Origin of the sequence: Glutamicibacter protophormiae (assembly GCF_016894325.1) — a bacterium.
Classification (GTDB): domain Bacteria; phylum Actinomycetota; class Actinomycetes; order Actinomycetales; family Micrococcaceae; genus Glutamicibacter; species Glutamicibacter protophormiae.
The window spans coordinates 2,737,053-2,761,230 of record NZ_CP069806.1 but is presented as its reverse complement, the minus strand read 5'-3'; the positions used below and the strand labels follow the sequence as shown (position 1 = coordinate 2,761,230).

Here is a 24,178-nt window from a genome sequence, read left to right as displayed (position 1 = left end):
ACCCCCGTTCGGCACACTCCGGAGCAAAACAGGCCGGGACCGCCCTTCCATCTGGAAGTGCGGTCCCGGCCTGTTGCCAGAGATGGAGCTAGTTCTTGAGGTACTCGTCGTGCTGGCGGTGGGCTTCGATGATCTCGTCGCGGATCTTGTCGATGTCCTTGACCTTGTCGCGGTACTTCTTCTCCATGGTCTTCACGTAGGACTCTTCTTCCAGCAGTTCGGTATAGATGCGCTCGCGCTCTGCCTGGTCTGCGGTGTAAGAGAGATCCGTGTAGTTGTTCGCATGGCGGCGCAGGTTGGCGACGGCGGTCTGCGCCTTGCCGGCCTTGCTGAACAGGGACGCCAGAACGGTGAAGACCAGGACGCCGATGATGACGCTCAGCGACAGGCCGGTGGTGATCTCGATGACCGGCACGTGTTCGCCGTCGTTGATGAACGGCAGGTTGTTCTCGTGCAGCGCGTGCAGGATCAGCTTTACGCCGATGAATGCAAGGATCGCGGCCAGGCCGTAGGACAGGTAGATCAGTCGATCCAGCAAGCCGTCAAGCAGGAAGTACAGCTGGCGCAGGCCCATCAGGGAGAACGCGGTCGCGGTGAACACGATGAAGACGTTCTGGGTCAGTCCGAAGATCGCAGGAATCGAGTCCAAGGCGAAGAGGATGTCGGTACCGCCGATGGCCACCATGACCAGCAGCATCGGGGTCAGGACCTTTTTGCCGTCGATCTTGGTGAACAGCTTGTCGCCGTCATACTTGTCGGTGGTGTGGAAAAGCTTCTTGGCCAGTCGGATGATGAAGTTGTTGGCCTCGTCGGACTCTTCGTCCTTCTTGAGCAGGTTGCCAGCGGTCAGCAGGAGGATCAGGCCGAAGATGTAGAAGACCCAGGCGAACTGGTTGATCAGCGCGGCGCCGACGAAGATGAAGGCGGTTCGGGCAATGAGCGAGAAGACGATGCCGAAGAGCAATACCTTCTGCTGGTCTTCGCGTGGCACCTTGAAACTGGCCATGATGATCAGGAAGACGAACAGGTTGTCGACCGAGAGGGCCTTCTCGGTGATATAGCCGGCGAAGTACTCCGCGCCCATGTCCACGCCGCCGAAGATGAAAACGACGATGCCGAAGACCAGTGCGAGGCCGACGTAGATGCTCGACCAGATTGCCGCCTCACGCAGCGACGGAACGTGCGCCTTGCGGATGTGGAAGAAGTAGTCGAATGCCAGAAGTGCGAGGATCACGGCAATCGTGATGCCCCAGATTAAAGGAGAAACTCCCATGGGGATTCCTGCTTTCGTAAGTTGGGTACAAGCCATCGAGGTAAGTCTCTTCGCCAACCGAATTCGGTCGGCCGCAGAACCCGGCAAGACTCCCGTGTCTTACGTACTGACGGATCAAACGCTTGTGAATACTCCCTTACGTGAAATCCACTCTATCGTGCGTTCCACCCTCAGGGAAAGCTCGCAGGCGTTGGCGGCGCTGACCGGCTGCAATCTATAGGGGGGAGGTCCTCCTTGGGATTCGGGCTAGCTCGAAGTGTTGCGCGCAGCCAGAACCTGCTCGCGCAGGATGTCGGCATGCCCGCAGTGCTGGGCCAGTTCGCGCAGCATATGCAACTGGATCCACCGCAGGGGAAGCGGTCCGCGCTTGTTTCCGGGAAAAACCGTCTCTCCGGTTGTTCCCTCCAGGACCTGATGGGTATGCGCTATTTCTTCGCGGTACTCGGCGATGACGCTGCTGATGGTGTCCTCGACGTCGAGCTTGAAGGATTCGTCGGGATTCGGTGCGATGCCCAAGGTCTCGCGGGAGTTTCCCGTGGGCGCCTCCCGGAACCAGACCTGCTCGACGAACGTTCCGTGCTTGACCAGCCCTAGCAGGGTGGTGCGCGAGGGAACCAGCTGCCTGCGGGCCTCCTCCTCGGTCAGACCGTCGAGGCAGCCGATCAGCATCTGGCGATGCTGGTCGATGAAGACCTTCACCTGCTCATCGTGTTCGGCGAATAAATGCTCTGGTGAATTGGGGTTTGCCATGGCTCCATTGTCGGTGCCGGGCTCCGGTGAAAACAAGGAAAAACTTTTTTGAAATAGTTCGACGGAAACGGAATAACCCCTGACAAAACAGAGTTGAGTTAAGTACACTCAAGTTTAACGGTTCGCCCTCATATCGAAAGGAAGCGCGTGGACACCAAACTCACTACCAAGAGCCAAGAGGCACTATCGGCCTCCGGAATGAATGCATCCACCGCAGGCAATCCGCAGATTGAACCTGCACACCTGCTCAAGGCGTTGCTGGACCAGCGCGACTCGGTCGCGGTGGCCCTGCTGAAGACTGCAGGATTGGATGTCGACGCGCTTTCGGTGAAGGCCAGCTCGCTCATCAAGGCACTGCCTTCCAGCTCCGGGTCCTCTGTGGCCCAGGCCCAGTTCTCCCGCCAGCTGCTCCAGGTCGTGAACAATGCCCAGGAGGCCGCCACGGAGATGGGGGACACCTACGTGTCCACCGAGCACCTGCTAATCGCGCTGACCAGCGACCAGACCAAGACCGGCGAGGCGCTGCGCGAGCTGGGCGCCACCCGCGACCTGCTGGTGGGCACCCTGCCCACCATTCGCGGAGACCGCAAGGTCGACAACCCCAACCCCGAGGCCACCTTCCAGTCGCTGGAGAAGTTCGGCACCGACATGACCGCCCTGGCCCGCTCCGGCAAGCTGGATCCGGTGATCGGCCGCGACCGCGAAATCCGCCGTGTGGTCCAGGTGCTCTCGCGCCGTACCAAAAACAACCCTGTGCTGATCGGCGAGCCGGGTGTCGGCAAGACCGCAGTGGTCGAGGGGCTGGCCCAGCGCATGATCGCCGGCGACGTTCCGGAATCCCTGCGCGGCAAGACGTTGATCTCCCTTGACCTGGGCGCCATGGTCGCCGGCGCCAAGTACCGCGGTGAGTTCGAAGAGCGCTTGAAGGCGGTGCTGGAGGAGATCAAGGCCTCGGATGGCCAGATCGTCACCTTCATCGACGAGATCCACACCGTGGTCGGCGCCGGTGCTTCGGAAGGCGCCATGGACGCCGGCAACATGCTCAAGCCGATGCTGGCCCGTGGCGAGCTGCGCCTGATCGGCGCCACCACTCTGGACGAGTACCGCGAGAACATCGAGAAGGACCCGGCCCTGGAACGCCGCTTCGCCCAGGTGTATGTGGGGGAGCCGAGCGTGGATGACACCATCGCCATCCTGCGCGGGTTGAAGGAGCGCTACGAAGCGCACCACAAGGTGTCCATCGCGGACTCCGCGCTGGTTGCCGCCGCGGCGCTGTCCAATCGGTACATTTCCGGGCGCCAACTGCCGGACAAGGCCATCGACCTGGTCGACGAGGCCGCCAGCCGGCTGCGCATGGAAATCGACTCCGCTCCGGAGGAGATCGACGAGCTGCGTCGCGAGGTCGACCGCCTGACCATGGAGGAGCTGGCGCTGAGCGACGAGACCGATCCCGCATCGGTGGAACGCCTCGACGCCCTGCGCAAGGACATGGCCGACAAGACGGAGAAGCTCGACGCACTGAACTCGCAGTGGGAAGCGGAGAAGGCCGGACTGAACCGCGTCGGCGACCTGAAGGTCAAGCTGGATGAACTGCGTTCGGAGGCGGAGAAGTACCAGCGCGAAGGCGACCTGGAGAAGGCCTCGCGCCTGCTCTACGGAGAGATCCCGACCCTTCAGCAGGAGCTGGAAGCCGCCGCGGCGGCCGAGGAGCACGGGGCCAAGGCGCACACCATGGTGGCCGACCAGGTCACCGCGGATGATATCGCCGAGGTGATCTCCGCCTGGACCGGCATCCCGGCCGGACGCATGCTCCAGGGCGAGAGCCAGAAGCTGCTGGACATGGAGCAGATCATCGGGCAGCGCCTGATGGGCCAGAAGCAGGCCGTGGCAGCGGTTTCGGATGCGGTGCGCCGCACCCGGGCCGGCATCGCGGACCCGAACCGCCCGACCGGTTCCTTCCTGTTCCTCGGCCCCACCGGCGTAGGCAAGACGGAGCTGGCCAAGTCCCTGGCCGATTTCCTCTTCGACGACCCGCGCGCCATGGTCCGCATCGACATGTCCGAGTACTCGGAGAAGCACTCCGTCTCGCGACTGGTCGGCGCCCCTCCGGGCTACGTCGGCTACGAAGAGGGCGGGCAGCTCACCGAAGCGGTACGCCGCCGGCCGTACTCCGTGATCCTGCTCGATGAAGTCGAGAAGGCCCATCCTGAAGTCTTCGACATCCTGCTCCAGGTGCTCGATGACGGGCGGCTGACCGATGGACAGGGGCGCACGGTGGACTTCAGGAACACCATCCTGATCCTGACCTCCAACCTGGGCTCCCAGTTCCTGGTGGATCAGACCCTGGACGCCGAAGCCAAGAAGGCCGCGGTGATGAACGTGGTCAATGCGTCGTTCAAGCCGGAGTTCCTGAATCGCTTGGACGAGGTCATCATGTTCGACCCGCTGAGCATCGACGAGCTGGGCAATATCGTCAAGCTGCAGATCGACCAGCTGTCCGAACGACTGTCCGAACGCCGTCTGACCCTCGAAGTGGATCCGGCCGCCAGCGAATGGCTCGCCCTGACCGGGTACGACCCGGCCTTCGGCGCCCGCCCGCTGCGCCGCCTGGTGCAGCGCGAGATCGGCGACCGGCTGGCCAAGGAGATCCTGGCCGGCGAGGTCCAGGACGGGGATACCGTCTCGGTCACGCTGGATGAGGGCAACGACCGGCTGGCTGTGGGACGCGCCAACGGCTAGCGTCCACGGGCCGTGAGCAAAGGAATGGGGTGTGAAGACTTTCAGGTCCTCACACCGCATTCCTGCTACCCGGCGCCGGCGCAGCAGCGCCGGCGCCTGTCTCAGGCGTTGTCTTTCGATGGGCTCGGGGTTGGGCTTCCTGCATCATCCGAGGCCGGAAGCAGGGAACTACGCACGTTGCCGTCGGTCAAGCTCAGGAAGCAGGACACCACCCGGTCGCCCTTCTCCCAGGTAGCCTTCGACGGACGGGAGAAATGATAGGTCCAGGTCGAGTCGATCCCCGCGCTCGGGTCCAGCGACACCGACTTGCACAGGTCTTCGGACTGGGTCAGCAGCTGGTCCGCTCCGGGATATGGGGCCTCGGGGGCACCTTCAAGTTCGAAGCTGCCGATCAGCTGTGCGTTGTGGGAGGAATCGCAGGTGACTACGGTCTGCGGATCCAGCGGCGTGGTGAAGCCGCGCAGGCAGTCTCCGAGCAACAGCTGCTCCGGCGGCATGTTCTCGGCGATGACCCCGTCCAATCCGGGGGCCTCATTGCGCTGCACGTTGTTCGCCTGTGGCGAAGGCGGCGGATCGATGATTCTGAGCACAACGAAAACCACGGCGGCCGCCAAGGCGATGACCGCGGCGGCCAGCAGGAACCACTGCCCGATCTGACGCTTGGGTTTCTCCGGTTCCGGGCGCAACGGAGGCAGTGCGGCCTGCGGCTCCGGGAGGTTCTTATCCACCACCTGATGGGCTCCTTCGTCAGCGGATCGGGCGAGAACGGCAACTACTCATAAAATAGTCGTTGGACTAATCGCCAGTCTAGCGGGTCTGGCCGGTGTTGCGTTCAGCGCTCGCCGTGGAATCGTGTTAACCTTTAATTACGAAAGAACTGATCACATATTCGGGGGCCTCCATCTATTAGGTGGACCACCTCCCGACTCTACTGAAAAGAGGGGGTCACGCCATGGGGCGCGGCCGTCAAAAGGCTAAAGCACAGCGTCAAGCGCGAGACATTAAGTACTACTCGCCCTCGACGGACCTTTCGGCACTCCAACGCGAGTTGGGTGTGCCCTCCGATCGTCATGCTCGGGACACTGAGCGTAATGATTCATCGTATGACGACGATTATTCGGATTACGACGAGTTGACTAAGAAGTATTCGGGAGAAGACGAAGACGACTAAGGTCGTCGACGTTTACCGGGATTCTTTTTGCTCGGGGTGCCACACCTGTGCAGTAAGTGGTACAGCTCTTTAATACATTTTTACGATAAGCCGCAGCGAATAAGCTAAATTAGCTTTGAGGTCGCTGCGGCCTTTGTCGTACCCGGAACCTTGAAAGGTCGATTATGAGCACGCCCGAGGAACTTTCGATCCAGATGGCGCACCACTCGGCGATCCGATCCATGCAGCGCATCGTGGAGCAACAGGCCGAGGCGTCTGCGGAGGGCGAAGCCCGGGACGGGGTGCAGTCGATGCTGGATCAGGGCAAGGTCCTGGTCGTCACCGGGGCCGGCGTTTCCACGGATTCGGGCATCCCCGACTACCGGGGCCCCAACGGCTCGCTGCAACGCCACCGCCCGATGACCTTCCAGGAGTTCCGCTACCGCCCCCAGGCCCGCCAGCGCTACTGGGCGCGAGGCTACGTGGGCTGGCGGCACATGGGAAATGCCGAACCCAACGGCATCCACCGGCGCCTGGTCCAGTGGGAACGCGAGGGGCGGATCAACGGGATCATCACCCAGAACGTCGACGGGCTGCACCAGCAGGCCGGATCCCGGCGCGTGATCCCGGTGCACGGCGACCTGTCGATCGTGCGTTGCCTGGACTGCGGCCATGCCGAAGACCGGCTGCACTTCGATGCGCGGCTGCAGGCGGCCAACGAAGGCTATCTGGAATCGGTGGAAATCGATCCCGAGGCGGTCAACCCGGACGGGGACGTGGAGCTGCCGCAGTACCTGGTGGAACAGTTCAACATGGTCGCCTGCGAAAACTGCGGGTCGCTGGTGCTCAAACCCGATGTCGTGTACTTCGGCGAGAGCGTCCCGCCCGCCCGCAAGGAGGCCATGGCGCAGCTGCAGGCCGAGTCCACCTCGTTGCTGGTGCTCGGCTCCTCGCTGGCGGTGATGAGCGGCTACCGCATCTTGCTTGATTTCGTGAAGCTGGGGCTGCCTGTCGCATTGATCACCAACGGGCACGTCCGTGGCGAGCAGAAGGCCACTTGGCGCTGGCGGGTGCCGTTGGAACGCGCGATGGCGCAGCTGCTCTAGCCGACGGCTGCATCAGAGTGCGCGCCAAGGCCCACGCTGCTGCGGCTGTACGCGAGCCCACATCGAGCGTGGCGAAGATATTGCTCAAGTGCCGTGGCACGGTTTTCACGCTCAGGCCGCGAGTGCTGCTGGAGTTCGTGTCCTGCTTCTGAGCCGTGAATCTGCGGTCCGTCAGGGCGGCTCACGGGGTGTTGACGCATTGTGCTCCGCTGCGCGGCGTTCGCCCCGCGTCGGGCAGATCAGCTCTTTGCCTGGGCCGGGCGGGTGCGGAAATCCCGAGGCCCGTCAGGGGCTTCGGCTCGGTACCTGACCTGTGCACCTGCGAAGGCCTGAAGGACGAGACGGTCGTTCCGGACGCGCCTTCGGGATCCCGCCGCTCACAACTGGCGGAGCCGCCGGTGAGATCCGCGGCCGGCGGCCCTGCGCCGGGAACGCAAAACCCCCGGGACACCAGCCTGTCGGCCGGCATCCCGGGGGTGAGCTTTGGAAGACTACTTGGCGTAGCTGCCGGTCAGCAGCACCGCGCCGCCGTCCACGCCCTTGGCGCCCTGGACGAAGTCCAGACCCGCGGCGGAAGCGGATGGATCGAGCACATCGACCTCGCCCATGACCCAGGCGCCCATGCCTGCGGCGTTGAGCAGTTCCACCGCGCGGTCGGCCACGGCCGGATCCACGACGGCGACCATGCCCACACCCAGGTTCAAGGTGCGCTCCAGGTCGGCCTGCGGCACGTTGCCCAGCTGCGCGATGGTGGAGAAGACCGCCGGCAGCGACCAGGTCGAGCGGTTCACGCGGGCCATCAGGCCCTGCGGCAGCACGCGGGCCAGGTTGGCGGCCAGGCCGCCGCCGGTGACGTGGCTGAAGCCGTGCACTCCGAAGTTCTCCCCGTCGTTCAGGGCGTCGACCAGATCCAGGCAGGCGCTGGTGTAGATGCGGGTCGGAACCAGCAGCTCCTCGCCCAGGGTGCGGCCGAACTCGGCGACCTCGCGGTCAAGCTCCCACTTGGCGTGGGCGATGACGCGGCGCACCAGCGAGTAGCCGTTGGAGTGGATGCCGGAGGAAGCCATGCCGATGACCACGTCGCCGGCCTTCACGCGCTCCGGGCCGAGCAGCTGGTCGGCCTCGATGACGCCGGTGGCGGCGCCGGCCACGTCGTACTCGTCCTCGGCCAGCAGTCCCGGGTGCTCGGCGGTTTCGCCGCCCACCAGCGCGGTGCCGGCCAGCTTGCAGCCCTCGGCGATGCCGCGCACGATGTCAGCGATGCGCTCCGGGACGACCTTGCCGGTGGCGATGTAGTCGGTCATGAACAGCGGCTTGGCGCCGACCACCACGATGTCGTCGACGACCATTCCGACCAGGTCCTGGCCGATGGTGTCGTGGATGTCCAGCTTCTGGGCGATGGCGACCTTGGTGCCCACGCCGTCGGTGGAGGTGGCCAGGTAGGGCTTCTTGTAGCCGGTGAGGAAGGAGACATCGAAGAGTCCTGCGAAGCCGCCGACGCCGCCGACAACGCCGGGGGTGTGGGTCGCCTTGATCGCGCCCTTCATCAGCTCGACCGCGCGGTCGCCGGCTTCGACGTCTACACCTGCACCGGCATAGGTGATGGACGTGGGCTGATCTTGCGTGCCGCTCATGGCAGAGGGTTCCTTTTCTGTCGTGGACACCGTAGCTGTGCTCCGGTGCGCTTGCAACGAGGTGGGTTGCGGGGGTACTCGGGCGTGGGCTAGAGGGTTGCTTCGAGCTCGGAGTCCGGGCCCGGTTCGCAGCCGGCCTGGTTGGCCGCTTCCAGCAGGTTCTTGCCGCGGCGCTCGGCCGAGGGCAGCTCGATCGGGTAGTCGCCGGTGAAGCAGGCGGTGCACAGGCGCTCGCGCGGCTGGCGGGTGGCCTCGATCATGCCGTCTTCGGAGATGTAGGCCAGCGAGTCGGCGCCGATCGACTTGCCGATTTCCTCCACGGCGGCGCCGTTGGCGATCAGCTCCGCGCGGGTGGCGAAGTCGATGCCGTAGAAGCAGGGCCACTTCACCGGAGGGGAGGAGATCTTCACGTGCACCTCGGCGGCGCCGGCTTCGCGCAGCATGCGCACCACGGCGCGCTGGGTGTTGCCGCGGACGATCGAGTCGTCGACCACGACCACGCGCTTGCCGCGCAGCACGGTCTCCAGGGCGTTGAGCTTGAGCTTGATGCCCAGCTGGCGCAGGGTCTGCGAGGGCTGGATGAAGGTGCGGCCCACATAGGCGTTCTTCACGAAGCCGTGGGTGAACGGGATGCCGGATTCCTCGGCGTAGCCGATGGCCGCCGGGGTGCCGGATTCCGGCACCGGGATCACGATGTCCGCGTCGGCGGAGTTCTCGCGGGCCAGCTGGCGGCCCATTTCCACGCGGGATTCGTACACCGAACGGCCGGCGATGGTGGCGTCCGGGCGGGCCAGATAGACGTATTCGAAGACGCAGCCCTTGGGGGTCGCCTCCGCGAAGCGGGTGGAGCGCACGCCGTTTGCGTCGATGGCGATCAGTTCGCCCGGCTCGATCTCGCGGATGAAGGAGGCGCCGACGGTGGCCAGCGCAGGCTGCTCGGAGGCGACAACCCAGCCGCGGTCCAGGCGGCCGAGCACCAGCGGGCGGATGCCGTGCGGATCGCGGGCGGCGTAGAGGGTGTCCTCGTCCATGAAGACGAAGCAGAAGGCGCCTTCGATCTTCGGCAGCAGCTCCAGCGCGGTGTCCTCGAGGCTCTGGCCTTCGGAACCGGCCAGCAGCGCGGTGACCAGCGCGGTGTCGGTGGTGTTGCCCTGGGCGAGTTCGCCGCGGACCTTGCCGCCTTCGGCGAGCTGCTTGATGCGGACCATTTCGGCCAGGTCTGCGGAGTTGGTCAGGTTGCCGTTGTGGGCCAGGGCCACGGTGCCCGTGGTGGTCGGGCCCAGGGTCGGCTGCGCGTTGGCCCAGTGGCTGGAACCGGTGGTGGAGTAGCGGCAGTGGCCGATGGCCAGCTGGCCGGTCATGGAGTTCAGGGTGTTCTCGTCGAAGACCTGGGAAACCAGACCCATGTCCTTGTAGACGTTGATGCGTGCGCCATCGGAGGTTGCAATGCCAGCGGATTCCTGGCCTCGGTGCTGCAGTGCATATAGACCGTAATAGGTCAGCTTCGCGACTTCTTCGCCCGGAGCCCAGACACCGAAGACGCCGCATTCATCCTGCGGCCCCTTCTCGCCCGGAAGGAGGTCGTGATTTAGAAATCCATCGCCACGCGCCATGTAATTATTCTCTCATGTTTCTCAGAGGTCGACACCGACCAAATATGTGGTGGGTGGCGGCCAGGTGCGCGGCCGCCTGCCTTCCTGGGAAGGGGAAGGGCTGCCTAGCCTTGTGGTCCGCTGGAGTCGGTGTCCTCGGCCAGAGGAACCGCCAGATGCTTGCTGGATTTGCGCATGGTCACGCGATCAACGATCACATAGACCACGGCGCCGATACCTACGCCCAAGCCGCCGCAGAACATGGCAAAGAACCCGGAGGCCGATGCGCGTGAATATTCCTCGGACGGCTCGCCAATCAGGCCGACAATCAGACCCACCAACGCACCTACGACAAGGAACGTCAAGACAAAAGGCCAGAACTTCGGTGATGCGTGAACCTGGACTTCAATGGGCTGATCAGCAGACGACGGGGTGGCGGGGTGTTGCTCCATACCCTTAAGGGTACTCAATCAGGGGAAGATGTGCCGACAAGTCTGCCCTAAGTCCCGAGGCGTGCAATTGCCCACTTTGCAGGGCTTGTGCCCAGTCGAGCTTCCCTGTTGCCAGGCGAAGCCAGAGATCGGCTGGCATTTCGACCACATTCGGCGGGGTCCCGCGGGTATGCCGGGGGCCGGGTATGCACTGAGTCACACCGAAGGGCGGCACGCGTACTTCCACCGAGTTCCCCTCGGCCCGCGAGGCGAGCTCTTCAAGGGTGAAGCGCACCGCCATGGCGAGCACCGGGCGCGACGGCGAGGCTTCGGCCTGCAACGAATTAACCCATTCCCTGAGCGCCGAACGCCCGTCGGCTTCGTTGATGCGCCGCTTGATGGCCATGGATCCGGTTCCTTCGCTCGATGACGGTTTTCCGCCATGTTTGTTCCCGGGCGCGGCGCCACGGCCGCTAGCATCCGGGGAAATCCCTACCCGCCAACTCTAATCCAGCAGCCCTGGCCCCGGGGGTCGGGGGTTCAGGCGTCAAGGCCTGCCGGAGCCAGCGGTGGTCGAGTTCGCCCAGCGCTCCGACGGAGGCCAACAGGTCCAGTGCCAGCAGATCGGTGCCGCGCGGGGAACCGTCGAGCATTTTCAGCGCCACGCTGTATCCGGCAGGGGTTCCCATGGCCAGCACGCCCTCGGCGCCGAGCTTGGCGATGATGCCGGTGCGCTCGACCACCAGGGTGTTGGCCGATCCCTCGCCGCGGATGGCCCAGGGATTCTCGCGGATCGAATGCACGACCTGTTGGGCGTGGACGTCCCGGGACAGCACCAGTTGGCGGAATCCCCGGGCCAGCGACAGCAGCGACATCTGCGGGGCAGGAGCGCCGCAGCCGTCGACGCCCACGAAGCTGATCGGTCCGCAGAATTCCTCCATGGCCGCCAGCGCCGCACGCTGCACCGGGTGCTCGGGCGCGAGGTACGAGCTCTTTGGGGCGCCCGCAAGGACCGCGGCGTTCAGGAAAGCCGCATGCTTGCCCGAGCAGTTGAACGCCAGCCTATTGGCATGCTGCCGGTTCAAGATCATGCTGGTCCGGGTGGCGCCATCGCCCGGCCAGGCACTGGGGCACTGCAGATCGGCGGCATCCAGCCCTGCAGTTTCCAGCGTTTCCCCGGCGATGCGCTGGTGCCGGAAGGTTCCCAGGTGGCTGGCGCAGGCCAGGGCCGTGCCCTGGGGAGAAAGCTTCGCCCCGGCGCGCAGCGAGCCGATGGCCTGGAAGGGCTTGAGCGCGGAGCGCGGGAAGATCCGCGCCTGCGGGTTGCCCAGCTCGGCCACCGCCTGCCCGGAGGGATCGAGCACCACGGCCACGCCGAGATGGCGGGATTCGACCATGCCGTTGCGGGTGATGCGCACCAGTTCGGCGCAGTCTGACAACTCAAGACCAAGTTCCATGCCTGCCAGTCTAGATCCTGTACTGCCCGGCCCGGGCGTATGGCGGGGCCCGGTCACACAAGCCTGGGGGAGCGGGCATCTCCGGTAAACTTTGGCATGTGAAGGTACTGGTTATTGGCCCAGGCGGCCGCGAACACGCAATTGTCCGAGCACTGAGTGCAGACCCCTATGTCAATGAGGTCCATTGCGCACCCGGCAACGCCGGCATCGCGCAGGACGTCACCACCCACGCGATCGATGCCCAGGATCCGGCGGCAGTTGTTTCGCTGGCCCGCGAGCTGTCCAGCGACCTGGTCGTCGTCGGCCCGGAAGCCCCGCTGGCAGCCGGCGTGGCCGACGCGCTGATCGAGGCGGGTATCCCGGTCTTCGGGCCGACCAAGGCCGCCGCGCAGCTTGAAGCTTCCAAGGCCTTCGCCAAGGACGTCATGGCCGCGGCCCAGGTTCCCACCGCCATGGCGCATGTCGCCACGAATACCGACGAGGCCGCCCGCGCGCTGGACGAATTCGGCGCACCCTACGTGGTCAAGGACGACGGCCTGGCCGCCGGCAAGGGCGTCGTGGTCACGTCCGACCGCGCCGAGGCGCTGGCCCATGCCCAGGCCTGCTTCGCCGCCGGCGGCACCGTGGTCATCGAGGAATTCCTGGACGGCCCGGAAGTTTCGCTGTTCGTCATTTGCGACGGAAAGCATGCGGTGCCGCTGTCCCCGGCCCAGGACTTCAAGCGCATCTTCGATAATGACGAGGGTCCGAACACCGGTGGCATGGGCGCCTACTCGCCACTTGACTGGCTGCCCGAGGGATTCACGGAAGAGGTCATGGAACGCGTGGCCTACCCGACCCTGCGCGAGATGGAGAAGCGCGGCACCCCGTTCACCGGCGTGCTCTACTGCGGCCTGGCCATCACCAAGCGCGGCATCCGCGTCATCGAGTTCAACGCCCGCTTCGGCGATCCCGAGACCCAGGCCGTGCTGGCCCGGCTGAAGACCCCGCTGGGCGGCGTGCTGCTGGCCGCGGCCCAGGGCAAGCTCGATGACACCGAGCAGCTGGTGTGGTCCAAGCAGACCGCGGTGGACGTGGTCATCGCCGCCGAGAACTACCCGGACACCCCGGTCAAGGGCGCGGCCATCGCCGGCCTGGAAGCGGCCAACGGACTGGAGAACGTGCATGTCATGCACGCCGGCACCGCCGGAGACGAGCAGGGCAACATCACCGTGGCCGGCGGCCGCGTGCTGGCCGTCGTCGGACTGGGCGACGACCTGTCGGCGGCGCGCGCGGCGGCGTATGCCGGCGTGGCCGAAATCAGCTGGCCCGGTGCCCAGTCGCGCAGCGACATCGCACTGAAGGCAGAACGCGGCGAGATTGTCGTTGCAAACGAAAGCAAGTAGAGGACTACAGATTCATGGCAGGATTCCAGACCGACGTGCTCGCCCTTGAGGGTTGGGACCACTTCTACTCGGGCAAGGTGCGCGACCTCTACATTCCGGCGGGCGTCAGCTTCCAGGACACCGACCGCGTGCTGGTGGTGGCCTCGGACCGCATCAGCGCCTACGACTTCGTGCTGACCAGCGAAATCCCGGACAAGGGCAAGGTGCTCACCCAGTTGAGCCTGTGGTGGTTCGAGCAGCTGGGCGACTTCGCCAACCACGTGATCTCCACCGAGGTGCCTGCCCAGGTGGCAGGACGCGCAATGGTCTGCAAGAAGCTGGACATGTACCCGATCGAGTGCATTGCCCGCGGCTACCTGACCGGTTCCGGGCTGGCCGAATACAAGGTGTCCTCCACCGTGTGCGAGCTGCCGCTGCCTGCCGGGCTGGTGGACGGCTCGCGCCTGGAGCCGGCGCTGTTCACCCCTTCGGCCAAGGCCGAGGTGGGCGAGCACGACGAGAACATCTCCTTCGCGCAGACCGTGGACCGCGTGGGCGCCGAGGTCGCCGAAGCGCTGCGCGAGCAGACCGTGGCGCTCTACGAGCAGGCCGAGAAGATCGCGCGCGAGCGCGGCATCATCCTGGCCGACACCAAGGTCGAGTTCGGCGAAGATCCGGCCACCGGCCAGATCACCCTGGGCGACGAGGTGCTGACCCCGGATTCCTCGCGCTTCTGGGATGCCGAGCACTACGCGCCGGGCCAGGCCCAGGCCAGCTTCGACAAGCAGTTCGTCCGCGACTGGCTGACTTCCGAGGCCTCGGGCTGGGACAAGAACTCTGGCGAGCAGCCACCTGCGCTGCCGGAGGAGATCATCGCAAAGACCCGTGCGCGCTACATCGAGGCGTACGAGCGGCTGACCGGGCGCACCTTCGCCGCCTAGCCCCGACGCTCAACAGGACAGCCCCGCACACCGTTAGCCCGGTGCGCGAGGCTGTCCTATTCAGGCAGGCCCGGGAGTCCTTGCCCGCCGGCTACACCAGCGAGTCCAGCCAGGCCTGGTGCAGCGCCGCGAAGCGGCCCTCGGCGGCGATCAGCTCTTCCGGGCTGCCGTCCTCCACGATCTTCCCGTCGTGCACCACCAGCACCCGGTCGGCGATCTGCACCGTGGACAGGCGGTGGGCGATGATCAGCGCGGTCCGGTTGCCCAGCAGGGTCTGCAGGCCGTGCTGCACCGCGCGCTCCGAGGGGATGTCCAGCGAGCTGGTGGCCTCGTCCAGGATCAGCACCGCCGGGTCGGCCAGGAAGGCGCGGGCGAAGGAAATCAGCTGGCGCTGCCCCGCCGACACCCGGCCGCCGCGCTTGTTCACGTCGGTGTCGTAGCCGTCGGGCAGGTCCAGGATGAATTCGTGGGCGCCGACGGCGCGCGCCGCGTCGTGGATCTCCTCCAGCGACGCGCCGGGGCGACCCAGGGCGATGTTTTCCGTCACCGTCCCGGAGAACAGGAACGCCTCCTGCATCACCATCACCACGTGCCGGCGCAGCTCGATGTTGGACAGTTCGCTGATCGGCACCGCATCCAGTTCAAGGCTTCCGGAGCGCAGGTCGTAGAAGCGCGCGATCAGCTTGGCCAGCGTCGACTTGCCGGCCCCGGTCTGGCCGACCACGGCGACGGTCTGGCCGGCTTCGATCTTCAGGTCGAAACGGTCCATGACCACCGGCCCGTCGCCATAGCCGAACACCGCGTCCTGGAAGACCAGTTCTCCGCGGACCCGGTCGATGCTGCGTGGTGAGCGCGGCTCGCGGACCGTGGGCTCTTCCTCCAGCAGGCCGGAGACCTTCTCCAGGGCCGCGGTGGCGGACTGCAGCGAGGAGTAGAACATGGCGATCTCGTCCATGGGCTGGAAGACGCGCTTGGCGGCCAGCAGGATCGCGACCATGACGCCCACGGCCAGGGTGCCGTCGATGATGCGGAACCCGCCGTAGGCCAGCAGCGCGGCGACCGTGAGGTTGCCGATCAGCACCAGCCCAGGCTGCAGCACCCCGAAGAGGTTGAAGGAGCGCACGCTGTTGTCCCGGTACTGCCCGGCGATGTCCGCGTAGTTCGCGTCGTTGGCGCGCTCGCGGCGGAAGGCCTTGACCGCTCGGATGCCGGTCATGGTTTCCACGAAGGTGGAGATCACCCTGGCCGAGACCACCCGGGATTCGCGGTAGAGCACCTCGGAGCGGCTCTGGTACCAGTGGAACAGCACGGCCACCGGGAGCACCGCGATGCAGACCACCACGCCGGAACGCCAGTCCAGCGCGAAGATGGAGATCAACGTGAAGACGATGAATACGCAGGAGGAGGCCAGCTCGGAGACGCCCTGGTCCAGCAGCTCGCGCAGGGTTTCCAGATCGGAGGTCTGGCGGGAGATGATGCGCCCGGAGGTGTAGCTCTCATGGAATTCCAGGCTCAGCCGCTGGGTGTGGCGGAAGACCTTCTGGCGCAGGTCCAGCAGCATGGCCTGGGAGATCCTCGCGGCGCACTTGATGTACCAGGACAACAGCACGCCGGCCAGGATGGCGCAGACGATGTAGGCGCCGCCGGTGAGGCCCAGCGCGGCCCAGTTGCCCTGGCGCACCTGGGGCAGCGTCCAGTCGATCGCCAGCGCAATGAGGATCGGCAGCAGCACGCGGGCCGCGTTGGTGAACAGCACCAGCACGATGGTCTGGATGAACAGCTTCTTCTGCGGCAGCGCCAGCGCGGCGAGCAGGCGGAAGGAGCGGCGGTGCACTTCCTTGCGCTCGGCTCCGGTGAGGGTGACGGCGTCCTCATTGGCGACGCCCAGGGGCCTGCTCATCGGGCCACCTCCGATCGGATCTCGGGTTCGTTCTCATCCAGGCTGGCGATCACGTAGCGATAGTGTTCGTTGGTGCTCAGCAGGTTCGCGTGGCTTCCCACCGCGTCGATGCGCCCGTCGCGCAGCAGCGCCACGCGGTCCGCCAGCATGACGGTGGAGGGGCGGTGCGCCACCACCAGCGTGGTGGTTCCTGACAGGACGCTGCGCAGGCGTTCGGTGACCGCCTCCTCGGTGCGCACATCCAGCGCCGAGAGGGGGTCGTCGAGCACCAGGACCCGCGGACGGGCCGCGATGGCGCGGGCCAGGGCGATGCGCTGGCGCTGGCCGCCGGAAAGGGAGAGCCCCTCCTCGCCGATCAGGGTGTCCACCCCGTCCGCCAGCTGGTAGGCGAAGTGTGCCTGCGCGACATCCAGCGCCTCGGCCAGCAGGGCCTCGCGCTGCTCGGCAGCCAGGTCCCCGGGGGCGCCCATGAGCACGTTCTCTCGGATGGTGGTGGAGAACAGGGTGGTGTCCTCGAAGGCCACGGCGATCTCGGTGCGCAGCTCGTCCAAATCCCAGTCGCGCACGTCGACCCCGTGCACCTTGACCGTGCCTGCGGTGGCATCGTGCAACCGGGGGACGAGGTTCAGCAGCGTGGACTTGCCCGACCCGGTGATGCCCACCAGCGCCATGGTTTCACCCGGGCGGATCTGCAGGTTGATCTCTGCCAGGATGGGGCGGGCGCGGCCGGCCTCGTCCGGGTAGGCGAAGCGGACGTGCTCCAGCTGCACCGCGCCGGAGTACTGCGCCGGACGGACCGGGGCCTCGGGGGAGGTGATGTCGTTGATCGAGTCCATGACCTCGAAATGGCGCTCCAGGGCGGTTTTGGTGCTCAGCGTCATGCCCAGCAGCATGCCCATGGCTTCCACTGGGATGGCGATGACCGCTGCGATGGCGAAGAAGGCGACCAGCGAACCGACGCTCAGGGTGCCGGCGGACACCTGGGCGATGCCGATGACCAGCCCGATGCCGAGGATGGTTTCGGGGATGGCCACCACGGTGAGCAGGAAGCTGGCCAGCGTGCGGGCCTTGGACAGCTCGGTTTCCTGCAGCGACTTCGCCTGCTCGTTGAAGCCCTCGTAGATGTCGCGGCCGCGGCCGAAGGCCTTGATCACGCGGATGCCGTGCACCGATTCCTCCACCGCGGTGGCCAAGTCGCCGGCCTGATCCTGGCTCAGCCGGCTGGCCGCGCGGAAGTCGTTGCGGAAGTGGTAGGCCTTGATGGCGATCGGGATGGAGCCCAGCAGGAACAGCAGGCCCAAGATCCAGGAGTGGGTGAACATCAGCACCAGGCCGGTGATCACGGTGACGGTGTCCACGATGAGCATCATGGCTCCGAAGGCGAGCCAGCGGCGCAGCAGCGACAGGTCCGACATCGAGCGCGAGAGCAGCTGCCCGGAGCCCCAGCGTTCGTGGAAGGCGACCGGCAGGCGCTGCAGGTGCTTGTAGAAGCCCACTCGCATGGTCATTTCAACACCCGCGGCCGGGTTGAGCACGAACTGGCGGCGCAGGAAGATCAGCAGCGCCTCGACGAAGCCGAGCAGGGTGATGATGCCGACGGCGTACCAGACCTGTGCGGAGGCGCCGTTGACAGCGAGGACGTCGTTGACCAGCTTGGCCAGGACCTGCGGAATGGCCAATGCCACGATGCCCGCGCCCAGCGCGCAGAAGAATCCGCCGATGAGCCGGGGCAGCACCGGTTTGACGAAGGGTGCAAGCCGTTTCAGTGTTCTTGACAGCGGAACGGCCTCAGCGGTTCCACTGCTCTTCCCCTGCGCCACGATTCCCCGCATTCACCCAGATTTTCGACAGAGCTACAGCCTACAACCACTAGTTGGGAGAATTCAATCATTCAGGGGATTGAGAAGTAAATGTTTCATAAAGGGCAAAAAGCTTCGTTCCTGCAGCAAGGAGATGCGGCAGGAACGAAGCTTTTATGGGTCTGGGGCGGTCAGTCCCTGGCGGTCAGCGTCACCAGCACCGCTTCCGGCGGGCAAGCAATGCGGATCGGTGCGAAGCGGGAATGGCCCAGGCCGGCCGAGACGTTCAACGGCACGCTGTTGCCGGCATGCTCCCAGTAGGTCAGGCCGCGGGCGCGCCAGGTCGGCAGGTCGCAATTGGACACGAGCGCCCCGTAGCCGGGGATGCAGACCTGGCCGCCATGGGTGTGGCCGGCGAAGATGACGTCCGCGTTGGCCGCGGTGAATTGGTCCAGGACCCGCTGGTAGGGGGCATGGGTCAGCGCGATGCGCACGTGCGGGGCCTCATTGCTGGTGGAGGAGCCGCGGGTCCATCCGGCGAAGTGGTCGCGTTCGATGTGCGGGTCGTCCACGCCGGTCAAATCCAGGCGGATGCCTTTCAGCACGGTCGAGTAGGCCTGGTTGGACATGTTGATCCATCCGGCCGCGCCGAAGGCCCGGTGCATGTTCTCGAATGGCAGCGCGTCGCGTTCCGAGGGATTCGGAGTGCCGGTGTGCCGGACCAGATAGCGCAGCGGGTTCTTCGGGCGCGGAGCGAAATAGCAGTTGGATCCGGGAACGAAGGCGCCCGGCACGTGCATCAACGGCTCCAGGGCGTGCAACAGATCCGGGACGCCGTTCTGATGGCTGAGGTTGTCGCCGGTGTTGATGACGTAGTCCGGGTTCAGCTTGGCCAGGTTCCTGATCCACCGGGTTTTCAGGTGCTGGCCGGGGATCATGTGGATGTCGGACAGATGCAGGATGCGGATGTCGGCGGCACCGCGGGGGAGCAGCTTCAAGGTCTCGCGGCGGACCCCGAACTTCTGGGTCTCATACATGCCGTAACCGATGAGCGCTCCGCCTACAGCCAGCGTCCCGGCCGCCAGCAGGGCCGCGGTCCCGGCAGCATGGCCCAACGCCGATGCAAAGTTTTTTTGTTCCGCCATGACTTGTCCGTCATCGTCCTTTCAATATGGCTTTTCACAAAGCCTTCATTAAGCCAATCTAAGCCGAAGGGCCGCGTTCAACCAAAGTTGAACGCGGCCTTCACAGCTGCAAGCTAGTCGTCGGACTTCGATTCCTTCTTGGAGTCGGACTTCGAATCGGACTTGGATTCCTTGGAATCCGATTTGGATTCCTTCTCCTCCGACTTCGATTCGGAGCTCGATTCCTTCTTGGAATCGGACTTCGAGTCTTCCTTCGAATCGGACTTGGAATCAGAAGAGTCCTCGGAAGGTTCTTTCTTCTTCACGACCGGTGCCTTGCGTGCCGAGCCGAGCGATTCGTGCGGGTAGTCGTAAACTGCTTCCTGCATGAAGTCCAGCCACAGCGGTGCGGCATAGGTCGATGAGTCAACCATGGACGGAGCGCGCTGGTCGTTGATCAGGGCACCGTGCATGAGGTTCTCTTTGCGGTCCTCGCCCTGGCCCTTCAAGCGGCCGACCCACGAGGCGGTGGAGATGCCAGTGGTATAGCCAACGAACCAGGTGGAAGTTGCGCCGTTGTTGGTTCCGGTCTTGCCGGCGATCGGGACGTTGATGGTTCCCTTCGCCACGCGGGTCTTCGCGATCTTTGACAGGGTGCCGTTCAAGTCGCTGACGTGCTGCTCTTCAACGGCCTGGCTGCAGGTGGTCTTCTTGACCTTGTAGGCATTGCCGTCGCGGTCGGTGACAGAGGTTAGTGCGCGCGGCTCGCAGAACTCGCCCCTGTTGGCGAAGGCTGCGAATGCCGCGGCCTGGCTCAGCGGAGTGATCTTCTCGGAACCGATGATGAACGAAGGGTTGGCCGGGGTGAAATCGGCAGGGGTGCCGTTTTCACCCTTGTCCTGGGCCTTGACGCCCAAGGCATTGATGTAATCGGTGATGTTGCACAGGTCGAGCTTGGCCGCTTCCTGAACGGTCGCGGAGTTGATCGACCAAAACAGGCCGTAGTCGACCTTCATCGGCCGGTAGAAGCCGCGCGAGGCATTCTTCGGCTCCCACGGGGCACCGACGGTCGTGGTTCCGCCTGGCAAGCAAGATGCATTGAACTTGTAGCCGACAGGGAAGGTCTGCCTGCGAGCGTTAATGGTGTCCCACATGTTGTGGCCTTCCTTGAGCCACGCGAGCGTGGTGTAAGGCTTCATGGTGGAACCGCCCTGGAAGCCGCCGGCACCGCCGAGCGAACGTTCAACGGCGAAGTTGATCACGGTATTGCCCAGGCCGCCGGCCGGGTCGTACGTGGTGTTCTGCGCCATGGTCAGGATGTTGCCGGTGCCCGGCTCGACCGAAACGATCGAGGAGTAGACGTCCTTGTTGGACTTGGCCTTCGGATCGATCGCCTTGCGGGCGTCCTTCGCGGCTTTCTTGTTCAGCTTGCCGTTCAAGGTGGTCTTGACGGTCAAGCCGCCGCGGTACAACAGGTTCTCGCGGTCCTGCCTGGTCTCGCCGAATGCATCGTCGGTGAGGATCAAGTTGGTGACGTAGTCGCAGAAGTAGGCGTTGTCATCCGCGGCGATGCAGCCGGACGGGGACTTGCTGGGGTCCAGCTCCAAGTCGCTCTTGACTGCCTTGTCGTACTCGGCCTTGGTGATCGCGCCGGCGCGCAGCATGTTGCCCAGCACCTTGTTGCGTCGATCCAGCGAGCGCTCGGGGTTGTTGATCGGGTTGTAGACGTTCGGCAGCTGCACCATGCCGGCGAGCATCGCCGACTGCTGGAGGTTCAGGTCCTTGGCATCAACGGAGTAGAAGTGCTGTGCGGCAGCCTGCACCCCATACTCACGGCCCGAGAACAGCACCAGGTTCAGGTAGCCTTCGAGAATCTCGTCCTTGGACATTTCCTTCTCGATGGACACGGCGTACTTCAACTCGCGGATCTTGTCCGCGTAGTCCTTCTGGCCGCTGATGGTGCTCTCTTCGGCACCGGTCAGTTCCTGGTTGTTAACCAGCAGGTTGTTCACGTACTGCTGGGTCAGGGTCGAAGCACCCGAGCGCGAGGAACCGGTGACGTTGCTGACGACGGCACGGGCGATGCCCTGGGGATCGATGCCCTTGTGCTCGTAGAAACGCTCATCCTCAACCGACACGATGGCCTTGCGCATGAACGGCGAAATGTCATCAAGCTTCACCGGCTGGCGGTTCTGCTCGTAGAACTTCGCGATTTCCTTCCCGTCGGAATCCAAGATCGTCGAAGGCTCCGAAATCGGAAGTGCCTCGAACGAGCTCGGAAGCGCGCTCACAATGTTGTTACCGGTGGTCAAACCGGTTTTTGCTATAGCTGCCACGGGCACGATCATGCCGGCGGCGAGCACACCACAAAGGGCACTGATTCCGAAGAATGCGACGATTTTGCCCAAAGTGGTAGCTGTATCAAAAAAGGGTGACTTCTTAGCTGCCATACCCACTAGTTTACAAGGACGCGCTAACGTATCGAGTATGACTAAATGGGAATACGCCACATTACCTCTGCTGATCCACGCGACGAAGCAGATTCTCGACCAGTGGGGAGACGACGGATGGGAGCTGGTTACCGTAGTTCCAGGCCCCAACGGCACCTCTCCGGTGGCCTACCTCAAGCGTCCGAAGCAGTAATCGCCCAACCCCTAAAAAAGGAGTAAAACCCCATGCAAGAAGCCACTTCTTCGCGTGTCGAAGCTCGCCTGGCCGAGCTTGGACTGACCCTTCCCGCCGTTGCCAAGCCAGTAGCCGCCTACCTGCCTGCCGTCACCACCGGCAACTACGTTTACACCTCAGGGCAGTTGCCGCTGATTAACGGTGAACTCTCAGCTGTGGGAAAGGTCGGCGCAGAGGTATCCGCCGAGACTGCCAAGGGCATGGCGCAGACTGCAGCACTGAACGCCTTGGCGGCCATCAAAGCCGAAATTGGTGACCTTGACCGCATCAAGCGCATCGTGAAGGTCGTCGGCTTCGTAGCCTCGGCCCCCGAGTTCACCGGCCAGCCGGGTGTCATCAACGGCGCTTCGGAGTTCTTCGGCGAGGTACTCGGCGATGCCGGGCTGCACGCCCGCTCGGCCGTCGGCGTAGCTGTCCTGCCGCTGGACGCCCCGGTCGAAGTTGAGGTCATCGCGGAATTTGAGTAGTCAACGACGCGACGCTGTAGCGCGGTCCCGACGGGCATTCCCGTCGGGACCGCGTCACGGCGTGGTGCGCCGGCTCTTCGACGTGCCGCTGCACGAAGTCTCCGCGGCGGAAAACTGGTTCGCCTTCGGAACGCGCACTCCGCGCGCCGCCCGCAAGGCCTCCTCGGTGACCTTGGTGCGCGACACTTCCCAAGGCGTGGAGACCTATCTGACATACCGCCCCGGGGGATCCCCCTTGGGCAACGTGGCATTCCCCGGCGGAAGCCACGAAGCCAGCGACAGGGCCGCCTACCAGTGGTTCGGCCCGAGCCTGTCGCAGTGGTCCAAGCGCATGGACGTGTTGGACCAGCAATTGGTGCAGGCGCACATCGTCTGCGCCATTCGAGAACTTTTCGAGGAAACGGGCATCCTGCTGGCTGGCACCGACGAGCAGTCGGTCATCGAGATGACCGACCCCGAGGAATGGATGACCGCCCGGGAATCCATCGCCGGCCAGGACTTGGGGTTCGATGAGTTCCTGCGCCGCCGCGGCCTGGGGCTGCGCACCGACCTGCTGCGCCCGGTGGCGCACTGGCTCAGCCCGAACTTCGCTTTCCGACGCTTCGACACCTGGTACTTCGCGGCCACTGTCCCGCTGCGGCAGGAGCCGACGCTGCTGCGCGGCAAGGGCAAATGGGGGCGCTGGTGCGTTGCCAGCCAGGTGATCGCCAAACGCAACAGCAGCGCGCTGGGGGACATGGTCGGCCAGCCGAATACCGTGGACATGAACCTGTCGCAGATCACCTACCCGGCGGTGGAAATCATGCTCGAGCGAATGACCGATGCCAACGGCGTGGTGGCCTACCTCTCCCGTGTGCGCTCCTTCGACCTGCAGCATCCCGATCTGCTGGTGCGCGACGGCACCTACTATCTTGAGGTCATCGGCACGCAGAAGGCAGATTCGGCCAGATCCTGGCAGGCCACGGCCGGGCACTGAACCGGCTGCCTGAGACGAAGACAGCGAAGGCCGAATACTTTGCAGGTATTCGGCCTTCGCTGTCTTCGCTGATGCGGCCTAGCGCGAGCGCTGGCGCAGGCGCTGGATGTCCAGAATCACGACGGCGCGTGCTTCCAGACGCAGCCATCCGCGCTGCACGAACTCGGCCAGGGCCTTGTTCACGGTTTCACGCGAGGCGCCGACGAGCTGTGCCAGCTCTTCCTGGGTCAGCTCGTGAGCGACCAGGATGCCATCGGTGGCCGGGCGACCGAAGCGGTCGGCCAGATCCAACAGCGCCTTGGCCACGCGGCCAGGAACGTCGGAGAACACCAGATCGGCGAGGGACTCGTTGGTGCGACGCAGGCGGGCGGCCAGAGCCTGCAGCAGCTGGATCGAAACCTCAGGAGAGTTCAGGATCGCCTTGCGCATGTTCTCGTGGCTCAGACCGGCAAGTCGGGTTTCCGACACGGCGGTCGCCGTTGCGTTGCGTGGGTGTGGATCGAAAAGGGCCATTTCGCCGAACAGCTCACCCGGGCCGAGAACGGCGATCAGGTTTTCGCGTCCGTCGGACGAAGTGCGGCCGAGCTTGATTTTGCCCGAGACGATGAAGTAGAGACGGTCGCCCTGATCGCCTTCACGGAACACCGATGCACCACGGGACAGATCGACCTCGGTCAGTTCTTCGGTTAGCGTGGCGAATACTTCATCACCAAGCGACGCGAAAAGCGGCGCACGGCGCAGTACCTCGATATCCATTAAATCTCCTGTCAACAGTAGTAGGCGCTCACTT

General features: G+C 64.7%; 21 protein-coding genes. 8 read left to right on the top strand and 13 right to left on the bottom strand.

The genetic code is table 11. The features are described 5' to 3' along the window. Nucleotides 1–88 precede the first annotated feature (88 nt). Entirely contained in the window at nt 89–1,273 is a 1,185-nt protein-coding gene (locus tag JQN66_RS12925; protein WP_204675409.1) for a TerC family protein, read from the bottom strand. A 246-nt stretch (nt 1,274–1,519) separates the two neighbouring features. Then, a complete protein-coding gene (locus JQN66_RS12920; RefSeq protein ID WP_204675407.1) occupies nt 1,520–2,023 on the bottom strand; it encodes a DinB family protein in 504 nt (167 codons plus the stop codon). 147 nt (nt 2,024–2,170) lie between these two features. On the opposite strand from JQN66_RS12920, the gene clpB reads away from it, so the two are divergent. Then, nucleotides 2,171–4,762 (top strand): ATP-dependent chaperone ClpB, encoded by a 2,592-nt coding sequence (clpB, locus tag JQN66_RS12915; RefSeq protein ID WP_204675405.1) that lies wholly within the window; start codon nt 2,171–2,173, stop codon nt 4,760–4,762. A 101-nt stretch (nt 4,763–4,863) separates the two neighbouring features. Here clpB and JQN66_RS12910 read toward each other — a convergent pair whose 3' ends face one another. Further along, nucleotides 4,864–5,490, bottom strand: a complete 627-nt coding sequence (locus JQN66_RS12910; RefSeq protein ID WP_204675403.1) for a septum formation family protein — start codon at nt 5,488–5,490, stop codon at nt 4,864–4,866. Between the two features lie 224 nt (nt 5,491–5,714). On the opposite strand from JQN66_RS12910, the gene JQN66_RS12905 reads away from it, so the two are divergent. Both JQN66_RS12905 and JQN66_RS12900 read left to right on the top strand, forming a co-directional pair. Beyond that, entirely contained in the window at nt 5,715–5,933 is a 219-nt protein-coding gene (locus JQN66_RS12905) for a DUF3073 family protein (protein ID WP_204675401.1), read from the top strand. A 164-nt stretch (nt 5,934–6,097) separates the two neighbouring features. Beyond that, the gene (locus JQN66_RS12900; RefSeq protein WP_239464006.1) at nt 6,098–7,018 is read left to right on the top strand and encodes a Sir2 family NAD-dependent protein deacetylase; all 921 of its coding nucleotides are present in this window, start codon (nt 6,098–6,100) and stop codon (nt 7,016–7,018) included. 491 nt (nt 7,019–7,509) lie between these two features. Here the strand turns inward: JQN66_RS12900 and purM are convergent, their stop codons facing one another. From purM to JQN66_RS12875, 5 genes are all read right to left on the bottom strand, one after another. Further along, nucleotides 7,510–8,652, bottom strand: a complete 1,143-nt coding sequence (gene purM, locus JQN66_RS12895; RefSeq protein WP_204675399.1) for a phosphoribosylformylglycinamidine cyclo-ligase — start codon at nt 8,650–8,652, stop codon at nt 7,510–7,512. 89 nt (nt 8,653–8,741) lie between these two features. Continuing rightward, on the bottom strand, nt 8,742–10,265 hold the full coding sequence (purF, locus tag JQN66_RS12890) for an amidophosphoribosyltransferase (RefSeq protein WP_204675397.1): 1,524 nt from the start codon (nt 10,263–10,265) through the stop codon (nt 8,742–8,744). Nucleotides 10,266–10,369: 104 nt separating this feature from the next. Beyond that, nucleotides 10,370–10,696 carry a hypothetical protein gene (locus JQN66_RS12885; protein WP_188948733.1) on the bottom strand — a complete coding sequence of 109 codons (327 nt, stop codon included), beginning with the start codon at nt 10,694–10,696 and terminating at the stop codon, nt 10,370–10,372. A 4-nt stretch (nt 10,697–10,700) separates the two neighbouring features. Further along, nucleotides 10,701–11,081, bottom strand: a complete 381-nt coding sequence (locus JQN66_RS12880) for a sterol carrier family protein (protein WP_188948734.1) — start codon at nt 11,079–11,081, stop codon at nt 10,701–10,703. Nucleotides 11,082–11,148: 67 nt separating this feature from the next. Further along, a complete protein-coding gene (locus tag JQN66_RS12875) occupies nt 11,149–12,132 on the bottom strand; it encodes an asparaginase (protein ID WP_204675395.1) in 984 nt (327 codons plus the stop codon). Between the two features lie 98 nt (nt 12,133–12,230). Here JQN66_RS12875 and purD point away from each other — a divergent pair, with 98 nt between their 5' ends. Further along, a complete protein-coding gene (gene purD, locus JQN66_RS12870; RefSeq protein ID WP_204675393.1) occupies nt 12,231–13,517 on the top strand; it encodes a phosphoribosylamine--glycine ligase in 1,287 nt (428 codons plus the stop codon). Between the two features lie 14 nt (nt 13,518–13,531). Then, entirely contained in the window at nt 13,532–14,437 is a 906-nt protein-coding gene (locus JQN66_RS12865; RefSeq protein ID WP_204675391.1) for a phosphoribosylaminoimidazolesuccinocarboxamide synthase, read from the top strand. A 91-nt stretch (nt 14,438–14,528) separates the two neighbouring features. Here JQN66_RS12865 and JQN66_RS12860 read toward each other — a convergent pair whose 3' ends face one another. The 4 genes from JQN66_RS12860 to JQN66_RS12845 all read right to left on the bottom strand — a co-directional run bounded on the left by JQN66_RS12860 (nt 14,529) and on the right by JQN66_RS12845 (nt 21,572). After that, nucleotides 14,529–16,337 carry an ABC transporter ATP-binding protein gene (locus tag JQN66_RS12860; protein WP_204675389.1) on the bottom strand — a complete coding sequence of 603 codons (1,809 nt, stop codon included), beginning with the start codon at nt 16,335–16,337 and terminating at the stop codon, nt 14,529–14,531. Then, nucleotides 16,334–18,169, bottom strand: coding sequence for an ABC transporter ATP-binding protein (locus JQN66_RS12855; protein ID WP_204675387.1), 1,836 nt, complete (start codon nt 18,167–18,169; stop codon nt 16,334–16,336). The genes JQN66_RS12860 and JQN66_RS12855 overlap by 4 nt, the downstream gene beginning before the upstream one ends. A 158-nt stretch (nt 18,170–18,327) precedes the next feature. Then, the gene (locus JQN66_RS12850) at nt 18,328–19,281 is read right to left on the bottom strand and encodes a metallophosphoesterase (protein WP_204675385.1); all 954 of its coding nucleotides are present in this window, start codon (nt 19,279–19,281) and stop codon (nt 18,328–18,330) included. Nucleotides 19,282–19,394: 113 nt separating this feature from the next. Further along, nucleotides 19,395–21,572 (bottom strand): transglycosylase domain-containing protein, encoded by a 2,178-nt coding sequence (locus tag JQN66_RS12845; RefSeq protein WP_239464005.1) that lies wholly within the window; start codon nt 21,570–21,572, stop codon nt 19,395–19,397. Nucleotides 21,573–21,747: 175 nt separating this feature from the next. On the opposite strand from JQN66_RS12845, the gene JQN66_RS12840 reads away from it, so the two are divergent. From JQN66_RS12840 to JQN66_RS12830, 3 genes are all read left to right on the top strand, one after another. Continuing rightward, nucleotides 21,748–21,903 carry a Sp36 family protein gene (locus JQN66_RS12840; RefSeq protein ID WP_113607488.1) on the top strand — a complete coding sequence of 52 codons (156 nt, stop codon included), beginning with the start codon at nt 21,748–21,750 and terminating at the stop codon, nt 21,901–21,903. Nucleotides 21,904–21,935: 32 nt separating this feature from the next. Further along, entirely contained in the window at nt 21,936–22,412 is a 477-nt protein-coding gene (locus JQN66_RS12835) for a RidA family protein (protein ID WP_204675381.1), read from the top strand. Nucleotides 22,413–22,473: 61 nt separating this feature from the next. Next, nucleotides 22,474–23,388, top strand: a complete 915-nt coding sequence (locus JQN66_RS12830) for an NUDIX hydrolase (RefSeq protein WP_204677589.1) — start codon at nt 22,474–22,476, stop codon at nt 23,386–23,388. Nucleotides 23,389–23,466: 78 nt separating this feature from the next. On the opposite strand, the gene JQN66_RS12825 is transcribed toward JQN66_RS12830, so the two are convergent. Beyond that, nucleotides 23,467–24,144, bottom strand: a complete 678-nt coding sequence (locus JQN66_RS12825; protein ID WP_047119846.1) for a Crp/Fnr family transcriptional regulator — start codon at nt 24,142–24,144, stop codon at nt 23,467–23,469. Nucleotides 24,145–24,178 lie beyond the last annotated feature (34 nt).

Coding starts and splice junctions, on each gene's coding strand:
- purF (WP_204675397.1), bottom strand. CDS start 10,265: ATGGCGCGTGGCGATGGATTTCTAAATCACGACCTCCTTCCGGGCGAG.
- JQN66_RS12865 (WP_204675391.1), top strand. CDS start 13,532: ATGGCAGGATTCCAGACCGACGTGCTCGCCCTTGAGGGTTGGGACCAC.
- JQN66_RS12925 (WP_204675409.1), bottom strand. CDS start 1,273: ATGGGAGTTTCTCCTTTAATCTGGGGCATCACGATTGCCGTGATCCTC.
- JQN66_RS12920 (WP_204675407.1), bottom strand. CDS start 2,023: ATGGCAAACCCCAATTCACCAGAGCATTTATTCGCCGAACACGATGAG.
- JQN66_RS12880 (WP_188948734.1), bottom strand. CDS start 11,081: ATGGCCATCAAGCGGCGCATCAACGAAGCCGACGGGCGTTCGGCGCTC.
- JQN66_RS12900 (WP_239464006.1), top strand. CDS start 6,098: ATGAGCACGCCCGAGGAACTTTCGATCCAGATGGCGCACCACTCGGCG.
- purM (WP_204675399.1), bottom strand. CDS start 8,652: ATGAGCGGCACGCAAGATCAGCCCACGTCCATCACCTATGCCGGTGCA.
- JQN66_RS12835 (WP_204675381.1), top strand. CDS start 21,936: ATGCAAGAAGCCACTTCTTCGCGTGTCGAAGCTCGCCTGGCCGAGCTT.
- JQN66_RS12850 (WP_204675385.1), bottom strand. CDS start 19,281: ATGGCGGAACAAAAAAACTTTGCATCGGCGTTGGGCCATGCTGCCGGG.
- JQN66_RS12875 (WP_204675395.1), bottom strand. CDS start 12,132: ATGGAACTTGGTCTTGAGTTGTCAGACTGCGCCGAACTGGTGCGCATC.
- JQN66_RS12860 (WP_204675389.1), bottom strand. CDS start 16,337: ATGAGCAGGCCCCTGGGCGTCGCCAATGAGGACGCCGTCACCCTCACC.
- JQN66_RS12885 (WP_188948733.1), bottom strand. CDS start 10,696: ATGGAGCAACACCCCGCCACCCCGTCGTCTGCTGATCAGCCCATTGAA.
- JQN66_RS12825 (WP_047119846.1), bottom strand. CDS start 24,144: ATGGATATCGAGGTACTGCGCCGTGCGCCGCTTTTCGCGTCGCTTGGT.
- JQN66_RS12840 (WP_113607488.1), top strand. CDS start 21,748: ATGACTAAATGGGAATACGCCACATTACCTCTGCTGATCCACGCGACG.
- JQN66_RS12855 (WP_204675387.1), bottom strand. CDS start 18,169: ATGCGGGGAATCGTGGCGCAGGGGAAGAGCAGTGGAACCGCTGAGGCC.
- JQN66_RS12905 (WP_204675401.1), top strand. CDS start 5,715: ATGGGGCGCGGCCGTCAAAAGGCTAAAGCACAGCGTCAAGCGCGAGAC.